Origin of the sequence: Brucella sp. MAB-22, from assembly GCF_025908475.1 — a bacterium.
In the GTDB taxonomy this organism is placed as follows: domain Bacteria; phylum Pseudomonadota; class Alphaproteobacteria; order Rhizobiales; family Rhizobiaceae; genus Brucella; species Brucella anthropi.
This window is the reverse complement of the sequence record NZ_CP109782.1, coordinates 662,645-686,395: the sequence shown is the minus strand read 5'-3', so window position 1 is coordinate 686,395 and position 23,751 is coordinate 662,645. Positions and strand designations below refer to the sequence as shown.

Genomic DNA, 23,751 nt, shown 5'->3' with positions numbered 1-23,751 from the left:
CAGGTTCAAAGTGATCGAAGGCGTCAGGCAGAGAATTTCAGCAATTTGATTGCCTCGAAATCCTGCACGCCGCCCCCGACGCGTTTCGTGGTGTAGAAGAGCACGTAAGGCTTGGCGGAATAAGGATCGCGCAGCACACGCACGCCGATGCGGTCCACCACCAGATAGCCGCGTCCGAAATCACCGAAGGCGATGGCCGGGCTGTCGGCTGCGATGTCCGGCATATGTTCGGCCTCGACCAGACCGAAGCCCATCAGTGAGGCCTTTTCGCCGACAGCGGATGGCGGCTGCCAGAGATAATTGCCATCCTTGTCCTTGAGCTTGCGCAACACGCTCTGCGTCTTGCGGTTCATGACGAAGTTGGCATTCTGGCGATAGCCAGCACGCAGACCATAGATAAGCTCGATCAACTTGTCCGATGGGTCTTCTTCCGGCAACGCACCCGCAACACCGGTTGCGATATGGCCGATCTTGCCCCACACCCAGGCATTATCCGCAACGCTCTCATAGTTCAGAAAACCGCGCGGCTTGTTGACGCCATCACCATTGACGAAGGCAGCACCTTCCTGTTCGGCGAAGGCTGCTTCCACTTCCTCGGCAATCCACTGTTCGACATTGATCGCCGCATCGTCGAGGAGCGAGGAAGTCGCTGCCGGCATGGCGTAGATTTCCATGGTCGGAAACTGCAGTTCGGCCAGCTTTGCCGATGCGGTCTGAGGACGTGCATCGGTTTCACCAACCCAGCCCGTGGCCGGGCCACTGACCGAAAACGGCTTTTTCAGAACAGCACCGGAAACCTGGCGCACGCTGGAGATGCCGCGGATCGGCGACAGGATGGCAAGCCTGCGTCCAATCTCGGTTTCCAGTTCTGCAGGCACCAGATAGCCGCCATCCGGACCGGATGCGTAGGAATGTGCCTTCTGCTCGATCCCGCGCAGCGTCTGTTCGTCGCCACGGCGAACATAACCGTCGAAAGCCTGCTTGTGTTCCATATTGGCAAGCGGTGCGCCGCCGCCCAGCGGCGGACGCGCCTGCTTGAGAACATACTGGTCGAGCGCTGTCTTCTGCTCGTCAAGCGCGCGGTTGATGCGGTCAACCTTGTCGCGCAGCAGCACATCGGCATCCGCACCCTTTTCGACCTTCTTCAGCCGTTCGTCATTGGCCTCGCGGAACGCCGAGAAGGCCGTCATGAACTCGTCGAAAGCCTCGGATACATCGCCATCATTGTGGCCAAGCGCCTTCGTTTCCACGCTCTTGATTTCGAGCGGGATGGTCTGGTTTTCTTCCATTTAGGTCCTGTGGTTTTCGTTGTTTCAGATCATTTTTGCAGCCGCGCGCATACGCTGCGCGAGGCCTTCATCCTGAGACGACAGGTGAGCGTCCCGCCCCTGCCCCTTCCCTTGGCCTTGCCCCTGAGCGGCAAGTGCTGCAAAGCCCTTGGCTATGACCTTCTTCGCAGCAGTTCGGCTCAGCCCCGCATCCCGCGTGAGCCAGCGTTCGAATTCGCGGATCGTCGGCAGTGTCGCCTTGACGCTGCTGACACGCGCCTGCGGCAGCATCGGAAAGGTGACGACCGAGATTTCCCAAAGATCGGCTTCGATGATATGACGCAGACCGGTGCGCGCATCCTTGCGCGCCTTGACGGTGCGAAAGCCGATGGACAGGCCATCCAGCCCACCGCCGCGCATCAGTTCCAGCGCATCGCGTGCCCGCGCCACACCCTTGGCCAGCCTGCCTTCGACATAAAGGCCACGCGCATCCTCGCGGATCGCGGTCCAGACACCAATCGGCTCGCTCGCATCATGCTGCCAGAGCATACGCACGCCCGACACGCCGCCCTTGGCGAGCGAACGGGCGAAAGCGCCCCGCTCAATGACGTCATTGCCAAGATCGGGCAAACCAAAGACACTTGCATAGCCGGAAAAGCTTCCGTCCAGCTCCACATCTTCGATGGCAAGAGCGGCCTGTTTCGTTTCCAGCCGCATATCATGCATCGCCATTGCGCCCCCTTTCCTCTGGAAGAATTCCGGGGATGGGTGCGTGCTTCAGCCGCTCGGAAAAACGCTTGAAGATGCCGAGCGCCGACCAGGCGGCAAGGCTTGCCGCTGCCGATCCCATCAACATCAGTTCCGCCCGACCGAGCAATCCGCCAAGGGCCAGTGTTTCGGAAATCTTGACGCCTGCAGCGCCACCGAAAACCATGCCGCAGATGATACCGACAGCGAAGCGGATTGCCGCCTCGCGCTTTCCGTATGGCAGCATATAGGCAAGCGATACGGCTGAGCCGGCCACCGCGCCTGCCATCTTGGCGAACCATATCCATGTCGCCTCAGAGGCAAATACTGCATCGTTGAGGTTGGTCATGACGGTCTCCTTCCTGAATGGGGCTGATAGCCCACCGCATCACGCTTTTCTTCGTCGGTGAGAAACGACGCATCGGAAATGCGCCGCCACAACGATTCCCGTTCGGAAGACAGCCCGTCTATGCGGTCGATATCGTGATCGAGCCGAAGATCGTCGCCAAAATGCGGGCCCAGCCATCCGGAGAAGGCCTTGGCGGCACGGCCTATCAGCGGCAGCACCGTCAGCCGATAGAAGGCGCGATTGGCCTCCGCATAGTTGGCGTAGGTATTGTCGCCCGGAATGCCGAGCAGCATCGGCGGCACACCGAAGGCAAGCGCGATGTCACGGGCGGCACCGTTCTTGGCTTCGATGAAATCCATGTCTTGCGGGCTGTAGCCCATCGCCTTCCAGTCCAGACCGCCTTCCAGAAGCAGCGGACGCCCGGCACCGGAAGCGCCGGTATAGCCCTCCTCCAATTCCTCCTTCAGGCGGGCGAACTGCTCTTCCGTCAGATTGCCGCCATCCTTTGGCGCATAGACCAGCGCTCCGGAAGGCCGGGCTGAATTGTCGAGCAGCGCCTTGTTCCAGGCGCCTGCCGCATTGTGAAGATCAAGCGCCATCAGGGCTGCTTCCAGCGGCGGAAACCCGTAATGGTCATCCAGCGGATGAAACAGCTTGAGTTGCAAGGCAGCCGCGCCATCGCTTCCAAGCGACAGCCGCCTGCCCGCATTTCCGGAGCGATAGACCAGCCCCTGTGGCCAGCCGTCCGTGTCGGTTTCGACACTCACCCGCTCCGGGCGCAGAAGATGCAGTTCCATGCGACCGCTCGGCAGATCGACGCGCTCGACATAGGCATTGCCGGAAATCAGCAGATGCCCATAAAGCCGCTCGAAGAATGTCGCCCCGTCCAGCCCGCACTGGGGGCGGGCAACCAGCGCAAGCAGCGGATGCGTTTCATGTTCGGTCGTGCCTTCATACAGCAGCCAAGGCACGCTGCTTGCCGCTTCCGCAATCATGCGCACACAGCGATGGGCGACCGGATTGCGCATGAAGCCTTCGCGCGCCAGCGACGTATAATCCCGCGCAATCCACGATGCGCCGTGATCCATATGCAGCGCGACAAAGCCGTTCGCCATTTTGGTCTGACGCGGGGCGTCGGACTTTATGGCAGATACGGGCGTGCTTCGTCGCCCCGGCCATTTTCGGACCCAGTTCCATGCCATTTGGTGGCTTCTCCAATTACTTATAGTTGTTCAGCCGAAGCGGCGGATACGCGGTTTGCGTTCAGCGCCCAGCAACAGTTCGCCCAGCGCCCAGACAAGTGCGTCGAGCCGGTCCGGCGACCGCCCGCTGGAAAGACCGCCCGGTGCGAAGTCGCACATTTCGTCCTCCAGCGCCGGGAATCGTCCGGCATGACGGATGCGCCCCTGTTCATAAAGTGCGGCCACAGGCTCGGCCCGCAGCCATTTGCCTCTGGACGCATGGCGCTTGAGAACCGGCACGCTTGCATCTTCCGCAGCCAGCACCGCCGCCACCATCTCGCCGCCCTGATTGACCTCGGCGATAATCGCATCGGCCTGATGCGCATGGAAAAGCGCAATGGCCTTTCGTGCCCATTGATGCGGCTTCGCGGCGCTCATGCTGGCATCTGCCAGCACGTGGCCGTTTCCTTCATCATCGATACCGGCAACCACAATGCCACAGGCATCCGACGCCTTCCCCGACGAGGCAGGCGGGTCGATGGCCACGACAATGCGCACCAGTTCCGGCATTTTGGTCTCGAAACATCGCTCGATGAGGTCACGCGACCATAGGGCATCGGCACGCTCCTCGATCAGTTCACCGTCAAGCTCCTGCCTTCCGAGACGCGTACCGGCATAACGATGGTTGATCATCTGCATGAAACCTTGTGCCAGATTTGCCGCGTTTTCGTCCGTCCGCATATGCGTCATCGAAACCGAGGCATCGCCGATCAGCGCTTTCAAAAGCGGAACCGCGCGTGGCGTCGTGGTCACGACCTGCCTTGGAAAAGTTCCCAGACGCAGGCCGAATTGCAGCATATCCCAGGTTTCCTGCGGGTTTTTCCATTTTGCCAGCTCGTCGCACCATGCCGCATCGAATTGCGGGCCGCGCAGACTGTCGGGGTCTTCGGAAGAATAAAGCGACGCTACCGCGCCGTTCTCCCATAAAAGCCTGCGGCGGGTCGCTTCATAGCGGGGGCGCGCCAGCCGCGACACCGCCAGAATGCCGGATGGTCCGTCCACCATCACTTCGCGCGCATCGCTGAAAGTTTCGCCGACCAGCGCGATATGCCCGCAGGCTGTCTTGGCAAAGGGCGGCAGCCCCAGCGCCATGCCGGAAGCCCATTCCGCCCCTGCCCGCGTCTTGCCGGAGCCGCGTCCGCCCATGATGAGCCATGTGCGCCAGTCACCATAAGGCGGCAATTGCGCGTCACGCGCCTGAAATAGCCACTCCGCCTCTGCTGCTTCCACGTGCTGCGGCGTCAGGCCTGCTGTCCATGATCTCCCGCGCCCGACTTTCTGCAAGTTCGTCGATCCTCCTGCTTATACGCATTAGCGCCTTGCGTGTTTCGCCCAACGAAGCGACGGCGATGCCCGAAGGCGGCTGGCTGACCGGCTTCTCCTCGGCGGTCAGTTCGCCGACGGATTTCACCGCGCGGGCAAGCGCCATCAGCGCTTCCGACTTGCTTTTGTCAGGCAGATCCTCGCCATCGAGCAGTCGTTTCAACTCGGCCTGCAGACGCTCCAGAATGGCATCGCGTGTTCTCTTCTCCGAATCAGCCGCTACGGATGAACAGGCCAAATTCAGGCGATTCAAACGGTTGAGATATTGGCTTATCGAAACAGACAGCAATTCCGCCATATCCGCGGGGTCGATGCCGTGTGCAATCTGCAATTGATGCGCCAGGCGAATGCGCGCTTCTCCGCGCGGCAGTTTTTCCACAATTTTAGGGTGTGATTTCACAATCTTCACAATTGCTTTGAAAGACATAACCCTGAAAGACCGCTATAGCCTTTCAGGGTTATGCACACCGGCATCGGCTGGGGGTATATAGCGTAACCGGTGACAGTCACAATTTTTCGACTGTACATAAACCTAGCAAAGCACCGTTACGCAGTCAAGGACTATTTTCCTATTGTCTGATTTTTTTCCTACAATCAAAAAGCTATCTGCGTCTTAACCATTTCACATGAGCTGTGGCTTATTTATCTGCTATGATGAACAGGCAAGTTCCGCCTGTCTCCGAAATCAACCGTGCCGAAGTCAGTGTTCATGCGTAAAACGGCAGATAAAGAACCCGGAAGCGAGAAGCGCAAACCCTTCAGGGCGTCGCGCCTGATCGGACTCGACGCGTGGATCGATTCCACTCTCTACAGCCTGCGCTACAATCTCGGCGAGTGGTGGGAAAACATCACCATTTTCTCACGGCGTTTTCGCGTGCGCGGCTTCCGGCGTTTCGTGGTCGAAGTTCTCGATGAAGGGTTTACGCTCGGCGTTGGCGGTGCGGTGCTGATGCTCGTCCTGGCCCTGCCCGCCTTCGAGGAAACCAAGAAGGACTGGCGCGCGCAGGACGATTATGCCGTTACCTTCCTCGATCGCTACGGCAATGAAATCGGCCAGCGCGGCATTCTGCATCGCCAGGCAGTGCCAATTGATGAATTGCCGGATCACGTCATCAAGGCTGTGCTCGGCACCGAGGACCGGCGCTTTTTCGACCATTACGGCATCGATTTCTGGGGCCTGACCCGTGCACTCAGCCAGAACATGCGCGCCAATGGTGTCGTGCAAGGCGGCTCGACCATAACCCAGCAGCTTGCCAAGAACCTTTTCCTCTCCAACGAGCGCACCATCGAGCGCAAGATCAAGGAAGCCTTCCTCGCACTCTGGCTGGAAAGCAATCTCAGCAAGAAGGAGATCCTGCAGCTATACCTCGACCGCGCCTATATGGGCGGCGGAACCTTCGGTATCGCTGCCGCTTCGGAATTCTATTTCGGCAAAAGCGTGAAGGATGTCTCGCTGGCAGAAGCCGCGATGCTGGCCGGCCTTTTCAAGGCGCCCGCCAAGTTTGCGCCGCATGTCAATCTGCCCGCAGCGCGTGCGCGTGCCAATGTCGTGCTTTCCAACATGGTTGAAAGCGGCTTCCTGAGCGACGGACAAGTGGCCGTTGCACGCCGTCATCCAGCAAGCGTCATCGACCGCGCCAAGAATGAAAGTCCCGATTACTTCCTAGACTGGGCTTTCGAGGAGGTGAAAAAGGTCGCCGCCAAAATTCCACAGCACACATTGATCGTGCGCACGACGCTCGACCGCAACCTGCAGAAGGCGGCAGAGGAATCACTGGAGTATCATCTGCGCCAGTTCGGCAAGGATTATAATGCTGCAGAAGCTGCGACCGTGGTCATTGCCAATGACGGATCCGTCCGTGCACTGGTCGGCGGGCGAGACTACGGCGAAAGCCAGTTCAACCGCGCCACCAAGGCATTGCGGCAGGCCGGTTCGTCCTTCAAGCCCTATGTCTACGCGGCAGCGATGGAAAAGGGCCTGACGCCCAGCACCATCGTTTCGGATGGTCCGATCAGCTGGGGTAACTGGTCACCGCGTAATTATGGCCGCAGTTTTGCCGGTCGTGTGGACCTGACGACCGCACTTGTCCGCTCATTGAACAGCGTACCGGTGCGGCTGGCGCGCGATTATCTGACCACAGCACCCATCGTAGCCCTCACCAAGGCGATGGGCGTGGAATCGCCGATCTCGTCACACAAGACCATGGTACTCGGCACATCGGAAATGACGGTGATGGATCAGGCCACCGGCTTCAACGTGTTTCCGAATGCGGGCATGGCCGGTAACCGTCATGCATTTACGCAGATCGTTTCGTCGGAAGGCAAGGTTTTGTGGGACTTTGGTCGCGATGCACCGAAGCCGCACAGGGCGCTGTCGGAAAAGGCCGCACTCGAAATGAATTCCATGCTGGTGCAGGTGCCCGAACGCGGCACCGGACGCCGGGCGGCATTGCCGATGACGCGGGTGGGCGGCAAGACCGGCACGACACAGAACTATCGCGATGCATGGTTCGTCGGCTTCACCGGCAATTTCACGGCGGCTGTCTGGTTCGGCAATGATAATTTCACGCCGATGAAAGACCTGACCGGCGGCATCCTGCCAGCCATGGCCTGGCAGCGCATGATGGCCTATGCGCACCAGAATATCGAGCTGAAGCCAATACCCGGCGTTACTCCACCTTTCCCGGCGCCGCCCAAGAAGAGCGAGCCGCAAGTGGCAAATGCCAAGCCGGAAGAAACCATGGCAGCACCGCCGCGCGTACTCTCGCCCATGTCGACAAAAGTTATCAAAGAACTGCATGACCGCTTCCTTGCGGCTCCGCCTCTGCCTAAGATCGCCGAACGCACGAAAATATCGGTACTCTGAGGGGCGATGTTCAAAAGGATATTCAACACGGCGATTGTGCTTGTGCTGGCGCTTGGCGGCGGCATCTGGAGCGTCGATAAGGTTCTCGACCGGTTTGAGGGTTTCGGAGAACTTCGTGTCGGGGTCTGGAGCGCCTATCCGGCGGCAGGCACCCCCGATGCCGACCCCTATTCCAAGGCTCGGGCTGCTCGCAAAGCCTATCTGGCGCTTGGAACGGCTGAAGGCCTGCCCTTCTATGCGCGCAGCGACAATAGCGGGCGCACCCTCCGGCGCGGCTGCACCTATCGCCTGAGCGGCTTGACGCCACCAGCCCGATTCTGGACCGTCTTTCCTGCCTCGCCTGATCTCGAGCCGATCACGCCGCGCGAAGGACTGCAGGCAGCGTTGCATTCCCGCGAAGTGCTTTATGACGATGACGGCAGCGTCACGATCACCATCGGCCCGGACGCAGCTTCCGGCAACTGGTTGCCAGTGGAAGGAAGCGGCGATTTCGTTCTTGTCATGACGCTCTATGATACGCCTGCGGCATCATCCTCCGGCCTCTCCGATCTGGTGATGCCGGGTCTCGCCCGTGTTCCGGGTGCAAACAAGGGGGCGTGCCGTGGCTAGAATTCTCCACCTCGTTCTCCTCGGCATCGTCGGTGCCGCGATTGTGCATATCGCAGTTCTCTTCCTCGTTCCCTTCTATTCCGACAAGAACGCCTGGTCGCGGATCGAAACCGGAAGCGAGCCATACCGTTTCCACAGGCTGGACGAAAAGACCGGCCCGGTCAGCGACAGCGACCCGCTGGTACAGGAAGCCACCTGTCGCTTCGATCTTGCCGATGGTCCCGTGCACATCACGACCGGGGCAAATGTGCCTTATTGGTCGCTCTCGATCTATGCGCCCAACGGAGACAATCTCTATAGCCTCAACGACAGCGTTTCCAACGAACGCAAGCTCGATCTGATCCTTGCCGATCCCATCGGCATGGCAAGTCTGCGCTCGGATGGTTCGCAAGCCGATGCCCGTTCGATCCTGATTGAGCAGAATATCGGCGAAGGTGCCGCCGTGCTGCGTGTTTTCGTGCCTGACGCGACGTGGAACACGGAAGTGCGGCGCTTCTTTGCGGAGGCGGAATGCGCTCCGTTTGAAGGGCTCTAATTGCCTGCCCCAAAAGTCGTCAGGCATTACCCCAGCCAAATGCTGTTTCTTTATGGCACGGTTAATGAGTTGCTAAGGCTTCAACGCTACTATCCGGAATACCGATCCATGCGGGGAGCACTTCCGCATTAACCGGCTGCTGCCGGATGCGCGATCTGCAATTTGGACGGGTGAGTTGTGTGCCTACCGGAGTATTCTGCGTGACAAATGATCAGTTCCGCGCCCTGGAGGATATTTCAGGCCACCGGAGCCCGTCGAATTCAAAAGCGGGGAGCAGCAAGGCGGACGACCTTCTGGCGGCCGCGATTTCGGCGTTCGCGGGTATCACGCGCCCCGGACGGCAGGACATGCAACAGCTTGAAGATCTCGCCATGCCGCTACTGCAATGCGCGTCCACCCGCGGCAAGCGTCATGCAGCCAATGCGCTGGCACAATTGGAAGACGCACCGCGCCGCCTTATTCTGACGCTGGCCGACGACCCCGTCGAAATCTCCGCACCGATCCTGTTGCGCTCTCCCCTTCTGCGCCCTTCCGACCTCATCGAGATCATCGGCAAGAACGGTCTTGCCCATGCGCGCGCCATTGCGCGACGCCAGTCCGGTGACGTTCTTTTGCAAGGCGTGCTGCGCAGTTTCGCCGATCCGGTCATCGATCGCACGCTGACCCTTCAGGAAAATCTCGCCAATATCGAGGCCGAACCGCTCGAAAGGCCGGATGTACCTGACCTTTCTGCGGCCAGAGCGCCGCTGATGAAGGAAGACAGTTCCGAACGACTGGCGCGCGCGCTGCAACAGCCTTTCTTCGAGGCTGGCGCAACTACCGGCTCACAGCATCTCATCGATACCGCACTGCTGATCGACAGCCAGTTTTTCCGCAATGCGCTGGCCGATACGCTCGACCTGTCCTTTGAACGGTCCGACGCGATCATCGGACAGTGGCCGGATTCGCACCTGCCGATTGCACTCAAGGCGCTCGGATTGTCGCCTGCAGAATGCTATCTCGTCATGACTGCCATTCTGGGGCCTATCGACACCAACCGCGACAGCCTGCGTGAGTTTGTGCATATTTATCGCTCCATCGACCGCGAAAAAGCGATGGCGCTCGTGCGGCGCTGGAAGGCGGAAGACATGTCGGCCATGCTGCGTGGGAAATTGCGTGAAATGGCCGAGGACGACACGCCACTCGCCGACGCCGCCAATTCCGATCACCCGTCGCTTCAGCGATTGGTGAAATAGAGTTCATCAGGAAGAAGTTTTAGAAGGCTTCTCCGTCCTGCGAAATCGAGAACAGTGCCGACGCATCGGCTATATCTTCCAGTTCGACCAGCCATAGGTCCGGGTCGAAGCGGGTTTCCCGCGCCATACGGTCACTTGCCGCCATGTCATCGGCATCGTGCAGAATGCGCAGAAACATGCGCTCGCCGTCATTATCCTCTTCATAAGAAGTTTGCGGCGCAGGCGAATATAGATCGCAGGTGCCGAAGCGTGAGCTTACCTTGATGAAGATTGCGCCCGCCTCCGGCGATCCGCGACGGGCAAGATAGGCAAAGCCGCCCTCGCCCTGAACCTTGCGGATCAAAGCCGAAACCCAGAAGTCGGATGTCAGGCGCATCGGAAACCCATCAGCTTATCAGGCCGATCTCGCGCATCTTGGTGATGAGCGTCGCATCGATTTCGCCGGTTACCGGCATACTGAACAGTTTCTGGAATTCGCGCACCGCTTCCTGTGTCGTCTTGCCCGGCTGTCCGTTCACCGGCACGGTGTCATTGCCGAATGCTTTCAACCCGGCCTGTACGCGGATGATATCCTGCGAACTCACTTTCACCGATTGCACGGCGGGCGTTGCCGCCACCTGCTTTTTCGGTGCGGGCTTTTCATAGGAAGCGAGAGCGGGTTTCGGTTTTGAAACCGTTTCCGTCTTCAAAACGGCGGGCTGCGGGCGCGGCGTCGGAACCGCTACCTCGATGACTTTGGCAACATCGTCCTGAGCCGGGGCACTGTTTTGGGCATCGGCCTGCAACTGCGCCGGAATATTTGCTTCCTGCACGCCGAGCTTCTGCTGCAAAGCGCGCCAGCGTTCCACCGCTTCGCGGGTCTGCGGCCCGGTGAAACCATCCACCGGTCCCTTGTAAATTCCAAGCGTCGAAAGACGTTGCTGCAGCCGTGCGATTTCGAGATCGGCGTTGGGCGCAAGTGCCGGCAGCATATCGTCAACCGATGCGCTCATGTTCAGCCGGTCCGCCGACAGGCTGGCGGCTTCCAGCGGCTGGGCAGTCTCATTGTTTGCAGGTTCGGCAGAGGCGGTCTCGGTGGGCTTCGGGGCATTGTCACTTGCCGCCGCCGTGCCCGGCAGGACTGCACGTGGAGTCGGCTTGAACACAAAGTCCGGTCTTGTGCTGAAGAAAACGGCCTTGTGCGCCTCCGGCTGATACCAGAGCGCGTTAGCCGAGACGAAACTCATCACCACCAGAAACGCAGTTGCCCCGCCAGTCAGGACGGGGTTGCGCACGATGAAATCTCCGGCAGCAATTGCAAGTGCCGAAGCCGATGTGAAGAAAAAGTGGAGGAGCCGCGAGCCGAGACTACGCCGTTTTGCGGGTTTGCGCATCTTTCTGCTCCCGGATTTGGCTGTTGTCTTCGTCGTTCTGCCAGTCATTACGCCTTTCCCCCTGGTGACGGTGCATGTCGATCACCATGCCAAGCTCTGGGCCAAGTTCCTGATATTCGTCTTCTCCCATGACAACCTGCGGGCCTGCCACCGGAAGGCGGATCGTGACGATCGTGCCTTCGCCGGGGCAACTCTTGAGTTGCATGCTACCCTGATGCAGTTCCACCAGCCCCTTGACCACAGAAAGTCCGAGGCCACTTCCCTCCTGCGCGCGCGTATAGTTATTGTCGGCGCGCACGAATGGCGTGCCGATGCGCTGCATATCTTCCGGCTCTATGCCGATGCCCGTATCCGACACACTGATTTCCAGCATCGCGCGTCCGCTCGCCATCACGCGGGTTGCATCGATGGTGACGCAGCCGCCGCTTTGTGTGAACTTCACCGCATTACCGGCGAGATTGAGCAGAATCTGCTGGATGGCGCGGCGATCCGCCACCAGCTCACCAATGCCTGCGCCGACGCGGTGGCAGAAGGCAACGCCTTTCTTTTCAGCCTGCGGCAGCATGACAGCGGTGCACATTTCAGCCGCGTCACGGAAAGCGAAATTCTGCGGGTCGATGCTGTAATTGCCGGTTTCCAGACGCGAATTGTCGAGAACAGCATTCACGAGTTCCAGCAGATAATGACCGGACTGGTGAATGAGGCCCGCATATTCGCGCTGCTTCTCATTGGCCAGCTTGCCGCCCATTTCATGCGACAGCATATCGGAAAAGCCGATGATCGAATTGAGCGGCGTGCGCAGCTCATGGCTGACGGCTGCAAGCAGACGGCCCTTGCCGATGCGCTCCGATTCCAGCTCCGCTTTCAATGTTGCAATCTCGTCCAAAAGCTTCTGCTCGCCTTCGAGCGAGCGGCCAACCAGCGTGATAGCGCGAGCGCTTGCGGCACCTTCGAGACGATAAGTGCGGAAGACCGTATCGCCATTTTCGATGGAACGCAGGCGCACATCGATCTTGCTGGAAGCGGAACCAGCGCGAAGATCGGCCAGAAGCGAAAGATATTCTACACGGTCGGCGACATGAACACGGTCGATGAACGCCGTGCCTTCCAGCATTTTGGACTGTACGCCCAGAAGCTTTGCCGAATTCATATCGACCGAGGCAACCACGCCATCCGAATCGAGGCTGAACTGCACATCGCCTGCAGCAACGGCGACTTGCGGCGCGGTGACCTTGATCTGCGCGGGCTTGGAGGCGCTCGCATAACCACGTGCAACAAGGCTTGCCGCATAAAGTACCAGAACGGCGACGGACATATAGCTGCCGCCGGAAATTGCGCCACCGCTTGCCGTCGCAAAATAGCCGAGAATCATGGCCGCGAATGCAGCGCCTGCTGCTGCGGCGGCAGGCTTGCGGGTCGCAAACCAGACTTCAAGCGGCAGACCAGCTGCCATCAACCACAAAACCGCATTGCCATGAGAAAAAGCGCCAATGGCAGCAAGACCCGCGCCATAGGCAGCGAAGTTCAGGCCAGCCAGAACAGGTGCGGCGACGCCCATCAGCGACAGCGCGCAAAAGATCATGGCGACGCCTGCAAAGCTTGCTGCAAGAATCGCAAATTCCGTAAAGCCCGGTGTCACACCCGAAGCGAGCACGGCCGCACAAAGCAGGACCGGCGCGGTGATGACCGAACCGATAACACGTATGGAGACCGCATCGGGACTGGATACCCAACGGCGGCAGAAACGTTCGTAAAAACGGCTGATCGCCTGCACATTCATGCGGACGGTCTCGGCTGTTTTCAAAAGAATGGCGTTCAACGTGCCGTACTCACTCAATACTCTTGCATTGTCAAAACCGGAAAACCGTTCGCCGTGACGACGCTCTCCCAGCCAGCAACAGATTGCAGCCGAGGCTTTAAAGAAACGATAAAACGAGACCGCCCAAAGCCGATAAGTGACGCGCCGGGTCTGCTTTTCTGCCTATGGTAAACAGAGAGTAGCGATCAGGTGGCGAAACCACAGCCGCGGCACAATTTTGACGTTCAAATGCTTTACCATGACGCGCATCTTGTCCGAAAACCGTTTCACACTTTTCGCGATGCGCTCCAATAAACCGAACAGTTACGGAATCTTTTCCAATTCATCCGACATTGACGCAAACCGAAGGCACGCAACCGCAAGAAGGCAATGATCCGTTTTCTCATCAAATCCGTTTTCTGGTTGTCGTTGGCATTCATCGTGATGCCGCGCTTCTTCCCTGCGGATGAGCAAAACAAGCCGCAGGAGAAGCCAGCCATTGCCGAGACGAAGCGGGAGCCGGATTCAATCGATCAGCTTCTCGCCAATGGCAAAACCGCCGTGGAACTGGGCAAGCTGTGCATCGACAACCCATCCTTCTGCCAGAACGGTACCTCGCTTGTTTCCAGCGCCGGGAGCGGCCTTCTGGAAGGAAGCCGCGCCGCGCTCGAATATCTGAGCGACCGTTTCGGCACCAAGCCGCAACCGCCTGCAAAAGTGGAACCGGCAGTCGCCGCACCTGCACAGGCCGCAATCGGCATTCCCATCCCGACATCGCGCGAAGAAGCCTTGCGTGCACTGGACCGTCGCCCGACTGGTTCAGTTCAACGCTAGTTTTCCGTGACCTTGCAGCGTTTCATGACTATATAAGCGGCAAGAAACTTCTTTCAGGCGAGTATTATGACCACGACCATCGATAGCATCATGTCCGATTTCGAATTTCTCGACGATTGGGAAGACCGCTATCGCTATGTCATCGACCTCGGCAAGGAATTGCCGCCCTATCCCGACGATGCACGCGATGCTGCGCACAAGGTTCAGGGCTGCGTCAGCCAGGTCTGGCTGAAAACGCTTCCGCAAGACGGCAACGATCCGGTCATTGAGTTTCTCGGCGATTCCGATGCGCATATCGTGCGTGGTCTGGTGGCCATCGTGCTGGCACTTTATTCCGGCCACAAGGCTTCAGAAATTCTCGCAGTGGACCCGGAAGCCATTCTGAAAAAGCTCGGCCTCGATGAACATCTGACGCCGCAGCGCTCCAACGGCCTGCGCGCCATGGTGGCACGCATCCGTCGCGAAGCAGAGCTCGCGAAAGAATCAGCCTAAGAGCCCGTTCCCAAAGTCGCCCTGTGCGGCTGCAAATGGCAATTTACCTGCGTTCCGGTGCTCATGTAGCTTTCTCTGGTGCATAGTCTTATCCGAAAAGTCTGCAACTTTTCGGGACTATGCTCAAAAGTACATTGCGCTCCGGTACTCGAAAATTACCATTCTCGCACTCACATGCCGCTTTTTGATTCAGGCTCTAAAAGTTTCTCAACCGACAAGGCTGCGGCGAGCAGCCTTTTATCCGTGCCGCCGCGCGCGCTGAGCATGAAGCCGGTCGGCAGTGTCATGTCCGGCATGGGCACGGTGATGCTGCACAGGTCGAACTGGTTTCCGACCTGCGTGTCACGCAGCAGCAGCCCTTCCACACGGTCATATTCAGCCTCGTCATTGCTGACCGAAGCAATCGTCGGCGCAACAATCGGCGTGGTTGGCGTTACGAACATATCGAAGTCGCTCAGGCGCTCGTCCATTTCCCCAACCAGCTTTGCGCGTGTTTCCATGATCCCGCGATAGGTTTCCATCGGAACCTTGACGCGGACGGACAGCGGTTGCTTCACGCGGATATCGACATTGGCATCAGGATCGCCAAGCCAGGTCGACGCATGGATATGACTTGCTTCGATCCCGGCGATGGAGCCGACGCGGGTTGCCTCACGCAGACGCTGGATCAGATCGTCGACTTCCAGATCGGCGATGATCGCTCCTGCCTTTTCAAGAATCGCAACCGTTGCCTCGAAGTGTTTTGCAACGTCCGGCTCCATATCGGCCAGAAGGTAGCCTTTCGGCAGAGCAACACGCAGGCCCTTCAGCGGCAAGCCGTCCGGCAACACGTGCGTTTCACCTGCCATAATCGCATCGGTTATAATGGCGTCGGCCACTGTCCTGGTCAGCGGACCAACGGAATCGAGCGACGGCGCCAGCGGAAACGCACCGTCGAGCGGAATGCGCCGGGCGGTCGGCTTGAAGCCGACGATGCCGTTCAGCGCTGCTGGAATGCGCACCGATCCCCCGGTATCCGAACCGATAGCGATCTCGCTTGTTCCTTCCGCTGCCGAAACTGCAGCACCCGACGACGATCCACCCGGAACACGCGTCGGATCAATCGCATTGCCCGGCTCGCCGTAATGCGGATTGAGGCCGACCGGCGTGAAGGCGAATTCCGTCATGTGGGTCTTGCCGACGATGACCCCACCCGCATCACGCAGGCGCTGGACAATCTTGGCATCCTGTGTCGCCGGGGCAGCATCGCGACGAATAACCGAACCGGCAAGCGTCGGCTCTCCGGCAACATCGAAGAGATCCTTGATCGAAACAATGCGCCCGTCGAGCGGCCCAAGGGCGCGCCCGTCACGAAGACGCGCATCGGCGGCGTCAGCCTCAGCGCGCGCCTGCTGTGCATAGACCTTGCTGAAAACGTGTTCGCTTGCTGTCCGCGCTTCCAGACGCGACAGGATGCTTTCCAGCCGATCCCGTACCGAATTCATGTGATTTCTCCCCACTTCCCCAACGGGCACAAAGTCCCTTTGAGAAAGAGGCGATAGCCCCGCCCTGGAAAGGTGTCAATGAGGGCGTCACCTCACATATTCTGCGGACGCATTTGCGGCCGGTAGTCGTCTGTTCCCCAATGCAGGACAGCGGCTCTGCCCCGCTCCTTTTCGAGTTGAGGATTGTAGTGCCGGTGCAGCGCGGCCAGACCGACCTTGAGCAGCATCTTGGCAGAGCGAACGGGCCATTGCCGCTCACGTTCCACGGTTTCAAGCCCTTTCAGGAAGCAGCAGACATCAACCAGAACGCCGTTCAGTTCAGGCCCGACCGCTTCCAGTGCCCGTTCGACACGGATGCGGCTGGCCAGCGCGATATCGGTCAGCTCTGCCATGCCGCCCGGCCCGCTGCGCCCACCGCCAACACTGGTGTCCCAGCGCATCGTGACGGACGGCATCAGCGATCCGCGTGTGAAGTCGGCCCGGAGCCTTTCACCGGCAAGGAACTCGCTCTCCGATATAAAGGAGGAACCATTCGCATTCTTGCGTCTGTAGAGCATGGAAAGCGGCGATTCCTCTGGATTGATCTCAATCTTTTCGCCCTGCTCATAGTCAATGGTCTGCAAGGTTCCTGCCGGGTTGCGCAACGGCTTGCCGCCTTCCTTTGCGCGCTTGATAGCGGGCTGCGATGAAACAAGCCGTTCCTCATTCCAATGCAGCAATCCCTTTTTCTGCATGGCCTCCAGTTCGGCGCGGGAAGCAGCGATGGTCCCCTGATCCGTTGCAAGCAAGACATGCGAAGCGCGAATGGAATCCTGAACCTCGCAGCCGCCATTTTTCAGAAAGCGCATAATTCTCGCTTCGGACGCTGACAATTGGGTGGTCATGCCGCCATCCTCCAGGCCGTAAAAGCACTTTGCGCAATGCGTTCGAATGTCGAGACGATCGCATCGAACTCTGTATCGTCGCGCATGTCCTCCACCAGATGGCAGGCATGCATCACGGTTGTCCGGTCTCGCGCAAATCCGGCAGCCACTTCACGCATGGCCAGCCCGAAAGCCGTGTGCGCGACATACATGCCAATCTGCCGCACACGCGCCACCTCTCGCCTGCACCGCAGCGGTGACCGCAATTCAGCGCCGGAAACACCGAACATAGTCACCAGCAGATCAATAAGGGCATCGCACAGCGCTATGTTCTGCTGCTCCCGCGACCGGTCGGCGCCACCCTCCACCCTTCCAAGGTTAAGGCTTCGCCCATGCCGCACCGCAAGCAACTTCAATGCTTCGAAAGCTTCCGCCCGTGTATGAATGACATCCGATAGTTCCAAAGACATTCATCTTTCCTCGCCAGAATAGGAATATCTTCTTATACGGAGAAAATTGCAAGTGTGGATAAGTTTCGTAGAAGCAATTGCTGTCTGTGGTTAGTTTCGACAGCCCTAACATAGGCTAAAGCCTTGCCAACACGGCATTAACGCGTTTGAATCCATCGCGTTTGATGGCCATCTTACAGAAAAATCAGAAAAAGTCTAGGAATATTATCCAACGACATTTTGCGTGGCTCATGCTCATTCGCATCAAGAAATGAGGAATGATCGCCATGGACGCGGATCTGAAGCAAGCCCGCACACTATTTTTTGCCCGGCAAAAACAGAATCAACTGACCGCGATGCAACGCATTGCCTTGCAGATCATCGCCGGCATCGATCTCGATGAAGTTCTCAAGGCCCCGCTGGAAGAGAAGGAACGGACCAAACGGCGTCTGACGCGCCTCATGGAAAGGGAGCGCCTGAAAGGAATGTGCGGTCACTGGAGTTATGACCTGAACAGGCACATTGCACTAAAACAAGCATTCGACCGGATTGGTTGAAAAGACCATGCGCTTCCGGACGTGCTCAAATCCAAAACAAAATGGCCAGCATCAAGGAGCGTAAGCTCAACGATACTGGCCATTTCAATAAAGCTCTCAGAACAGACACTGCAAGCGCGGTCCGCTCGAAAGTCGGAGCGATTAAGCGTCCTTAGGCTTGCGGCCCAGGCCCATCTTCTTAGCCAGGCGCGAGCGAGCAGCAGCGTAGTTCGGAGCGACCATCGGATAGTTCGGGTCGAGATCCCACTTTTCGCGGTACTGTTCCGGCGTCATGTTGTAATGGGTCATCAGGTGACGCTTCAGCGACTTGAACTTCTTGCCGTCTTCGAGGCAGATGATGTAGTCGTCGTGAACCGACTTCTTCGGATTGACGGCAGGCTTCGGCTTCTCGACAACGACAGGCGCTTCTTCGCGTTCGACGTGACGCTTGAAAGCAGCGTGCACTTCAGCGATCAGCAGCGGCAGTTCACCAGCGCGAATCGAATTATTGCCGACATATGCGGCGACAACATCTGCAGTAAGGCTCAGAAGCAGTTCTGCGCTTTCGTCGTGCGTGTCCAGATTTTCCATTGTATTTCCTTTTTACTTCTTATTGTTGCGTAATCGACGACTGGAGATCCCCGCCTGCCATCGTCGTTACGTATTCCTAAACCCTGCCCCATCCGTTCCCGACTGCGAATACCAGTTGATAATGTCATTTGCAATAGAATTGTCAAACCACATTACATTAACAACAAGTCTTTCTTCTTGAATCATCAAATAGAAAAACTCGAACTCAACCTTACTAAGATGGGGAAACTTTGAATCGCGATGTGTTCGCGTTGCCGCCCCTGCCGTTTATTGGAGGATATGGATGAAGCTGCAGTTCACAGCCGTGCTTCCTTTAATTTGCTCGACCTGCGTTAGCAATAGTTTTCTCCCTCAAGTTTTCTTGTACGAAGTCCAAGACTAACATGTTTCCGCTTGGTAGCTTTTGGCGGCAGAATCGGGCCTCAAAAAGGCATTGCTCAAATATATTTCAACGAAATCAACTCGCTTTCGCCACTTCGGCCAACTATATAAATATCACTATCACCCGCCAGAAGGCACGGCTTACCGGCCTTGCAGCAAATTGAAACAGTTTTCATCGGAATTGTGGATGTCTCAAAGCTCCTCCCAACTTCAACCACCGCATGCAGCCAAGCATCCGGTCAATGACACTCGTCACGGGATCACACGCACCGACGATTATGCTTGGTTGCGCGCAGATAACTGGCAGGAAGTATTCAGGGATCCATCGGTGCTGGCCCCCGAAATCCGCACGCATCTGGAAGCAGAGAATGCCTATCAAGCAGCGTTGATGAAGGACACGGAAGCGCTGCAGAAAGGCCTGTTTGCCGAAATGCGCGGGCGCATCAAGGAAGACGACTCCTCCGTTCCTTCCAAGGATGGCCCTTTCGCCTATGGCGTGTCCTATCGCACCGGTGGCGAGCAGCCCTATTTCATTCGCACACCGCGCGATGGTGGCGCGGAAACCATCCTTCTCGACGGCGATGTCGAGGGCAAGGACAAGGCCTATTTCCGCCTTGCATCAGCCGATCATGCACCGGATCACAAGCTTTTGATCTGGGGATATGACGACAAGGGATCGGAATTCTACAAGCTGAAAGTCCGTGACCTGTCTTCCATGAAAGACCTTGAAGACATTGTCACCGATACGAATGGCGGCGGCGCGTGGGACGCGGAGAGCAAGGGCTTCTTCTATACGCGTCTCGACGAGAACCACCGTCCATCCAAGGTATTCTATCACAAGGTCGGCACGGACCAGTCGGATGATCCGCTGATCTATGAAGAGAAAGATCCAGGCTTTTTCCTCGGCGTCGGCGGCTCGGCGCTGGACGACTATATCTTTATCGACATTCACGATCATGAAACATCGGAATGCTGGCTCCTTCCCGCCAACGATCCGGCGGCAAAGCCGCAGCTCGTCATGGAGCGCAAGACCGGCACGGAATATGACATCGCGCCGGGCGGTGACGTCTTCTACATCCTGACCAATGCAGGCGGCGCCAAGGATTTCAAGATTTGTCAGGCGCCTGCCGCCTCGCCGCAGCCGGAAAACTGGGTAGAGATTGTGGCGGAAAAGCCGGGACGGCTGATCCTGTCGCACTCCGCCTACAAGCATCATCTAGTTTGGATGGAACGCGATAACGGCCTGCCGCGCATCGTGATCCGCGATCGCGAAACCGGCGAGGAACATGCCATCGCATTCGATGAGGAGGCCTATTCGCTCGGCCTTCATGGCAGCGCCGAATATGATACGGATGTGATCCGTTTCTCCTATTCGTCCATGACAACGCCGGAACAGCTCTTCGACTACAATATGCGGACACGGGAGCGGAAGCTCTTGAAGACGCAGGAAGTTCCTTCCGGCCACAACGCCCAGGACTATGTTACGCGCCGGGTCTTTGCCACAGCGTCGGACGGCGAACTGGTGCCGGTGTCCCTGCTATACCACAAGGACACGACGCTCGACGGCTCGGCGCCCTGCCTGCTCTATGGCTATGGTTCCTATGGCATCACCATTCCCGCAAGCTTCAGCACGTCACGACTGTCGCTCGTGGATCGCGGCTTCGTCTATGCCATCGCCCATATCCGCGGCGGCAAGGACAAGGGTTTTGCCTGGTACGAAAACGGCAAGCGCGACAAGAAGGTGAACACGTTCACCGATTTCATCGCCGCTGCAAACCACCTCGTCGCCGAAGGCTTCACCAGTCATGACCGCATCGTTGCCCATGGCGGTTCCGCAGGCGGCATGCTGATGGGCGCGATTGCCAATATGGCGCCCGACGCATTCGGCGGCATCATTGCCGAAGTCCCGTTCGTAGACGTGCTGAACACGATGCTGGACGACACCCTGCCGCTGACCCCGCCGGAATGGCCCGAGTGGGGAAATCCGATCACATCGGAAGCGGATTACCGAACGATTGCCGGCTATTCGCCCTACGACAATGTCAGCCGCCAGGCTTATCCGGCCATTCTGGCCGTGGCAGGACTTACCGATCCGCGCGTCACGTACTGGGAGCCTGCCAAGTGGGTCGCCAGACTGCGTGAACTGAAGACCGATAGCCATCCGGTTCTGTTCCGTATCAATATGGATGCGGGTCATGCCGGCGCGTCGGGTCGCTTCTCGCGACTGGAAGAAGTCGCCTATACCTATGCCTTCGCACTCAAGGTGGCAGGCAAGGCGGGCAGCGTACTCTGATCCTTTACAACAAGCATCGCATCCAGGTTTTAAGGGTGCGATGCTTCCTTCTTTTTACGTATGTCTTTATCCCGAAACCGGTTCCCACTTTCGGGAGACATGCTCTGGAAGAACGCGCTATTTCACTTATAATATTGTTTTACATCTATTCTTCTTAAGGAGAGACCGATGTTGCGTCAGGTCATTGCTGTTTGCCTCACTTCCGCATCGCTTGCGGTTTCCGGTCTTGTCGCACTGCCGATGCCGGCTGAAGCGCAGGTACGCAAGGATGTCAGCGAATATGCAGGCCAGCGCTGCAACGTGCCGAGACGAGGCAGCGGCATCATCGTCGGCCAGTTCAGCGGCGTGGACGACTCGCCCTTCATCACTGGCGGTGACGGTCTGGTCGCGATCGACCGCGTCCGGTGCTTCAGCAGCATGTCGGAATGCAAGGGATGGCTCTATACGATGCAGAGCAAATACACCAATGCCGGTGCTGCCACTCTGGTGCGCTGCACCAAGCGCTGAACCTCAACATAAAAACTGCGGTTTTCACGAAGCTCTGCGGATGGCATCCTCCCACCACTTGATGCATCGCCTTCGGGCGTCATCTTCGGTTTGGGAGGATCGGAAATGCAGCAGGCCAGTTATGTACATGGTGCGAGCGACAAGCTTCTCATTGGTAATACGATCGGTCGGCATCTTGACCAGATCGCGGAAAAATATCCCGAACGTCCTGCCGTCATTGTCCGGCACCAGAGTATCCGGCTGACCTATTCTGAACTCAGACAACTGACCGACCAGCTGGCTGAAGGCTTCCTCGCCATCGGGCTCCGCCCCGGCGAGCGTCTCGGCATCTGGTCGCCAAACAATCTCGAATGGATTCTCACCCAGTTTGCCAGCGCAAAAGCGGGACTGATCCTTGTCAACATCAACCCGGCCTATCGGGCACATGAACTGGAATATGTGCTGGGGAAAGTCGAATGCGCGGCGCTGATCCTCGCGCCATCGCTGAGAACCAGCAACTATATCGATATTCTGCGCAGCATCGTGCCTGAACTTGATGAAGCCCGGCCCGGTCATGTGATGTCCGAGCGGCTTCCCAATCTGCGATGCGTGATCCGGCTCGGTGCGGAACAGACGCCGGGCATGTTGAATTTCGACGATGTCACCCAATCCGGCGACGAGGTTACGCGGGAAGAACTGGCGCAGCTTTCCGAAGAACTGCAATTTGACGATCCCATCAATATCCAGTTCACCAGCGGCACAACCGGCAGCCCGAAGGGTGCGACACTCTCCCACCATAATATCCTCAATAACGGGTTTTTCGTCGGCGAGGCGATGCAACTTTCCGAACAGGATCGGCTCTGCATCCCGGTGCCGTTCTATCATTGCTTCGGCATGGTACTGGGCAATCTTGCCTGTGTGACCCATGGTTCCTGCATGGTGATCCCGAATGACAGTTTCGATCCGCTTCTGACGCTCCAGACCGTTGAAGAGGAGCAATGCACCGGCCTCCATGGCGTGCCGACAATGTTCATTGCGATGCTCGATCACCCGGAATTCAACCGTTTCAACCTCACCAGCCTGCGCACCGGCATCATGGCCGGATCGCCCTGCCCCATCGAAGTGATGCGGCGGGTGGTGAGCGAGATGCACCAGAGCGAAATCACCATCGCCTATGGCATGACGGAAACCAGCCCGGTCAGTTTCCAGAGCTCGACGACTGACCCTGTGGAGCGGCGCGTTTCCACCGTCGGGCGCATCCATCCGCATCTGGAGGTGAAGATCGTCGATGCGGATGGCAAGGTGGTACCGCGTGGCGAAAAGGGTGAATTGCTGACGCGTGGCTATAGCGTCATGCGCGGCTACTGGAACGATGCGGAAAGTTCCGCTGGCGCCATCGACGATGCGGGCTGGATGCACACGGGAGACCTCGCCACGATAGACGACGAAGGCTATTGCAACATTGTCGGGCGCATTAAGGATCTCATCATTCGCGGCGGCGAGAACATCTATCCCCGCGAGATAGAAGAGTTCCTCTTCACCCATCCAGCGATCAGCGATGTCCAGATATTCGGTATTCCCGACCGCAAGTTCGGCGAAATCATCTGTGCCTGGGTCAAGCTGCACAAGGATGGCGAACTTTCCGAAGAAGAACTGATTGAATATTGCCGGCAGCGCATCGCGCATTACAAGGTTCCGGCCCATATCCGCTTCGTGGATCAGTTTCCGATGACCGTGACCGGCAAAATCCAGAAATTCGTCATGCGGCAGGTCATGATCGAGGAACTCGAATTGCAGGAAATTCGAACAGCGTAATTATCCCGTCACATCACGAGACATATTCTCCAAGAGCGGGATGTTTGTAAGTGTATCGTCGTTTCGCTCCAAGTTTTTGTTTGAGCATGATTTTATCCGAAAACCGGTTCCCACTTTTCGGAATCATGCTCTAATATTTTCGCTCATGGCGGCTTGCAAAGCGAAGGCGAGAATGCATATTAC

The 23,751-nt window shown here is 58.0% G+C and carries 23 protein-coding genes; 10 read left to right on the top strand and 13 right to left on the bottom strand.

Annotated features, from left to right (window positions below; translation table 11 throughout):
* Positions 1-23: 23 nt before the first annotated feature.
* Genes OHI65_RS12750 through OHI65_RS12725 form a run of 6 tightly spaced genes read right to left on the bottom strand, consistent with a single transcriptional unit; the run spans position 24 to position 5,355 of the window.
* Positions 24-1,289 carry a phage major capsid protein gene (locus OHI65_RS12750; protein ID WP_125335114.1) on the bottom strand — a complete coding sequence of 422 codons (1,266 nt, stop codon included), beginning with the start codon at positions 1,287-1,289 and terminating at the stop codon, positions 24-26.
* 24 nt (positions 1,290-1,313) lie between these two features.
* Positions 1,314-2,000 carry an HK97 family phage prohead protease gene (locus tag OHI65_RS12745; protein WP_264358960.1) on the bottom strand — a complete coding sequence of 229 codons (687 nt, stop codon included), beginning with the start codon at positions 1,998-2,000 and terminating at the stop codon, positions 1,314-1,316.
* Positions 1,987-2,364 carry a DUF6107 family protein gene (locus OHI65_RS12740; RefSeq protein WP_125335118.1) on the bottom strand — a complete coding sequence of 126 codons (378 nt, stop codon included), beginning with the start codon at positions 2,362-2,364 and terminating at the stop codon, positions 1,987-1,989. The genes OHI65_RS12745 and OHI65_RS12740 overlap by 14 nt, the downstream gene beginning before the upstream one ends.
* A complete protein-coding gene (locus OHI65_RS12735) occupies positions 2,361-3,566 on the bottom strand; it encodes a phage portal protein (protein WP_264358959.1) in 1,206 nt (401 codons plus the stop codon). Before OHI65_RS12735 ends, OHI65_RS12740 begins: the two co-directional genes overlap by 4 nt.
* A gap of 30 nt (positions 3,567-3,596) precedes the next feature.
* Positions 3,597-4,889, bottom strand: a complete 1,293-nt coding sequence (locus tag OHI65_RS12730; RefSeq protein ID WP_264358958.1) for a DNA-packaging protein — start codon at positions 4,887-4,889, stop codon at positions 3,597-3,599.
* Complete coding sequence (locus OHI65_RS12725) at positions 4,795-5,355, bottom strand: hypothetical protein (protein WP_264358957.1); 561 nt, start codon at positions 5,353-5,355, stop codon at positions 4,795-4,797. The genes OHI65_RS12730 and OHI65_RS12725 overlap by 95 nt, the downstream gene beginning before the upstream one ends.
* A 282-nt stretch (positions 5,356-5,637) precedes the next feature.
* Between OHI65_RS12725 and OHI65_RS12720 the strand changes: the two genes are divergently transcribed.
* The 4 genes from OHI65_RS12720 (at position 5,638) to OHI65_RS12705 (ending at position 10,173) form a co-directional block, all read left to right on the top strand.
* Complete coding sequence (locus OHI65_RS12720; protein WP_264358956.1) at positions 5,638-7,794, top strand: penicillin-binding protein 1A; 2,157 nt, start codon at positions 5,638-5,640, stop codon at positions 7,792-7,794.
* A 6-nt stretch (positions 7,795-7,800) separates the two neighbouring features.
* Positions 7,801-8,403, top strand: a complete 603-nt coding sequence (locus OHI65_RS12715) for a DUF1214 domain-containing protein (protein WP_264358955.1) — start codon at positions 7,801-7,803, stop codon at positions 8,401-8,403.
* Entirely contained in the window at positions 8,396-8,938 is a 543-nt protein-coding gene (locus OHI65_RS12710) for a hypothetical protein (protein WP_012092451.1), read from the top strand. Before OHI65_RS12715 ends, OHI65_RS12710 begins: the two co-directional genes overlap by 8 nt.
* Before the next feature lie 200 nt (positions 8,939-9,138).
* A complete protein-coding gene (locus OHI65_RS12705; protein ID WP_010661586.1) occupies positions 9,139-10,173 on the top strand; it encodes a DUF2336 domain-containing protein in 1,035 nt (344 codons plus the stop codon).
* Between the two features lie 19 nt (positions 10,174-10,192).
* Here the strand turns inward: OHI65_RS12705 and OHI65_RS12700 are convergent, their stop codons facing one another.
* The 3 genes from OHI65_RS12700 to OHI65_RS12690 are packed head-to-tail and all read right to left on the bottom strand — an operon-like array spanning position 10,193 to position 13,365.
* Positions 10,193-10,549 carry a DUF1491 family protein gene (locus OHI65_RS12700; protein WP_006472705.1) on the bottom strand — a complete coding sequence of 119 codons (357 nt, stop codon included), beginning with the start codon at positions 10,547-10,549 and terminating at the stop codon, positions 10,193-10,195.
* A gap of 10 nt (positions 10,550-10,559) precedes the next feature.
* The gene (locus OHI65_RS12695) at positions 10,560-11,546 is read right to left on the bottom strand and encodes a peptidoglycan-binding protein (protein WP_125335134.1); all 987 of its coding nucleotides are present in this window, start codon (positions 11,544-11,546) and stop codon (positions 10,560-10,562) included.
* Entirely contained in the window at positions 11,521-13,365 is a 1,845-nt protein-coding gene (locus OHI65_RS12690; RefSeq protein WP_264358954.1) for a sensor histidine kinase, read from the bottom strand. The genes OHI65_RS12695 and OHI65_RS12690 overlap by 26 nt, the downstream gene beginning before the upstream one ends.
* 369 nt (positions 13,366-13,734) lie before the next feature.
* Between OHI65_RS12690 and OHI65_RS12685 the strand changes: the two genes are divergently transcribed.
* The gene (locus tag OHI65_RS12685; RefSeq protein ID WP_264358953.1) at positions 13,735-14,178 is read left to right on the top strand and encodes a hypothetical protein; all 444 of its coding nucleotides are present in this window, start codon (positions 13,735-13,737) and stop codon (positions 14,176-14,178) included.
* A gap of 66 nt (positions 14,179-14,244) precedes the next feature.
* Positions 14,245-14,670 carry a SufE family protein gene (locus OHI65_RS12680; protein WP_012092456.1) on the top strand — a complete coding sequence of 142 codons (426 nt, stop codon included), beginning with the start codon at positions 14,245-14,247 and terminating at the stop codon, positions 14,668-14,670.
* 170 nt (positions 14,671-14,840) lie between these two features.
* On the opposite strand, the gene OHI65_RS12675 is transcribed toward OHI65_RS12680, so the two are convergent.
* From OHI65_RS12675 to OHI65_RS12665, 3 genes are all read right to left on the bottom strand, one after another.
* Positions 14,841-16,154 (bottom strand): amidase, encoded by a 1,314-nt coding sequence (locus tag OHI65_RS12675; RefSeq protein WP_264358952.1) that lies wholly within the window; start codon positions 16,152-16,154, stop codon positions 14,841-14,843.
* A 92-nt stretch (positions 16,155-16,246) separates the two neighbouring features.
* Positions 16,247-17,038 (bottom strand): DUF6456 domain-containing protein, encoded by a 792-nt coding sequence (locus OHI65_RS12670; RefSeq protein ID WP_264358951.1) that lies wholly within the window; start codon positions 17,036-17,038, stop codon positions 16,247-16,249.
* Complete coding sequence (locus OHI65_RS12665) at positions 17,035-17,481, bottom strand: helix-turn-helix domain-containing protein (protein ID WP_151689809.1); 447 nt, start codon at positions 17,479-17,481, stop codon at positions 17,035-17,037. The genes OHI65_RS12670 and OHI65_RS12665 overlap by 4 nt, the downstream gene beginning before the upstream one ends.
* A gap of 272 nt (positions 17,482-17,753) precedes the next feature.
* Here OHI65_RS12665 and OHI65_RS12660 point away from each other — a divergent pair, with 272 nt between their 5' ends.
* Positions 17,754-18,023, top strand: coding sequence for a hypothetical protein (locus tag OHI65_RS12660; protein WP_043062656.1), 270 nt, complete (start codon positions 17,754-17,756; stop codon positions 18,021-18,023).
* Between the two features lie 141 nt (positions 18,024-18,164).
* Here OHI65_RS12660 and OHI65_RS12655 read toward each other — a convergent pair whose 3' ends face one another.
* Positions 18,165-18,593: a MucR family transcriptional regulator gene (locus tag OHI65_RS12655; RefSeq protein ID WP_010661576.1), complete on the bottom strand. Its 429-nt coding sequence runs from the start codon at positions 18,591-18,593 to the stop codon at positions 18,165-18,167.
* Positions 18,594-19,161: 568 nt separating this feature from the next.
* On the opposite strand from OHI65_RS12655, the gene OHI65_RS12650 reads away from it, so the two are divergent.
* From OHI65_RS12650 to OHI65_RS12640, 3 genes are all read left to right on the top strand, one after another.
* Positions 19,162-21,267: a S9 family peptidase gene (locus OHI65_RS12650; RefSeq protein WP_264358950.1), complete on the top strand. Its 2,106-nt coding sequence runs from the start codon at positions 19,162-19,164 to the stop codon at positions 21,265-21,267.
* 240 nt (positions 21,268-21,507) lie between these two features.
* The gene (locus OHI65_RS12645) at positions 21,508-21,774 is read left to right on the top strand and encodes a hypothetical protein (protein WP_413541932.1); all 267 of its coding nucleotides are present in this window, start codon (positions 21,508-21,510) and stop codon (positions 21,772-21,774) included.
* A gap of 105 nt (positions 21,775-21,879) precedes the next feature.
* Positions 21,880-23,568: an AMP-binding protein gene (locus OHI65_RS12640; protein WP_264358948.1), complete on the top strand. Its 1,689-nt coding sequence runs from the start codon at positions 21,880-21,882 to the stop codon at positions 23,566-23,568.
* The last annotated feature ends 183 nt before the right edge of the window (positions 23,569-23,751 follow it).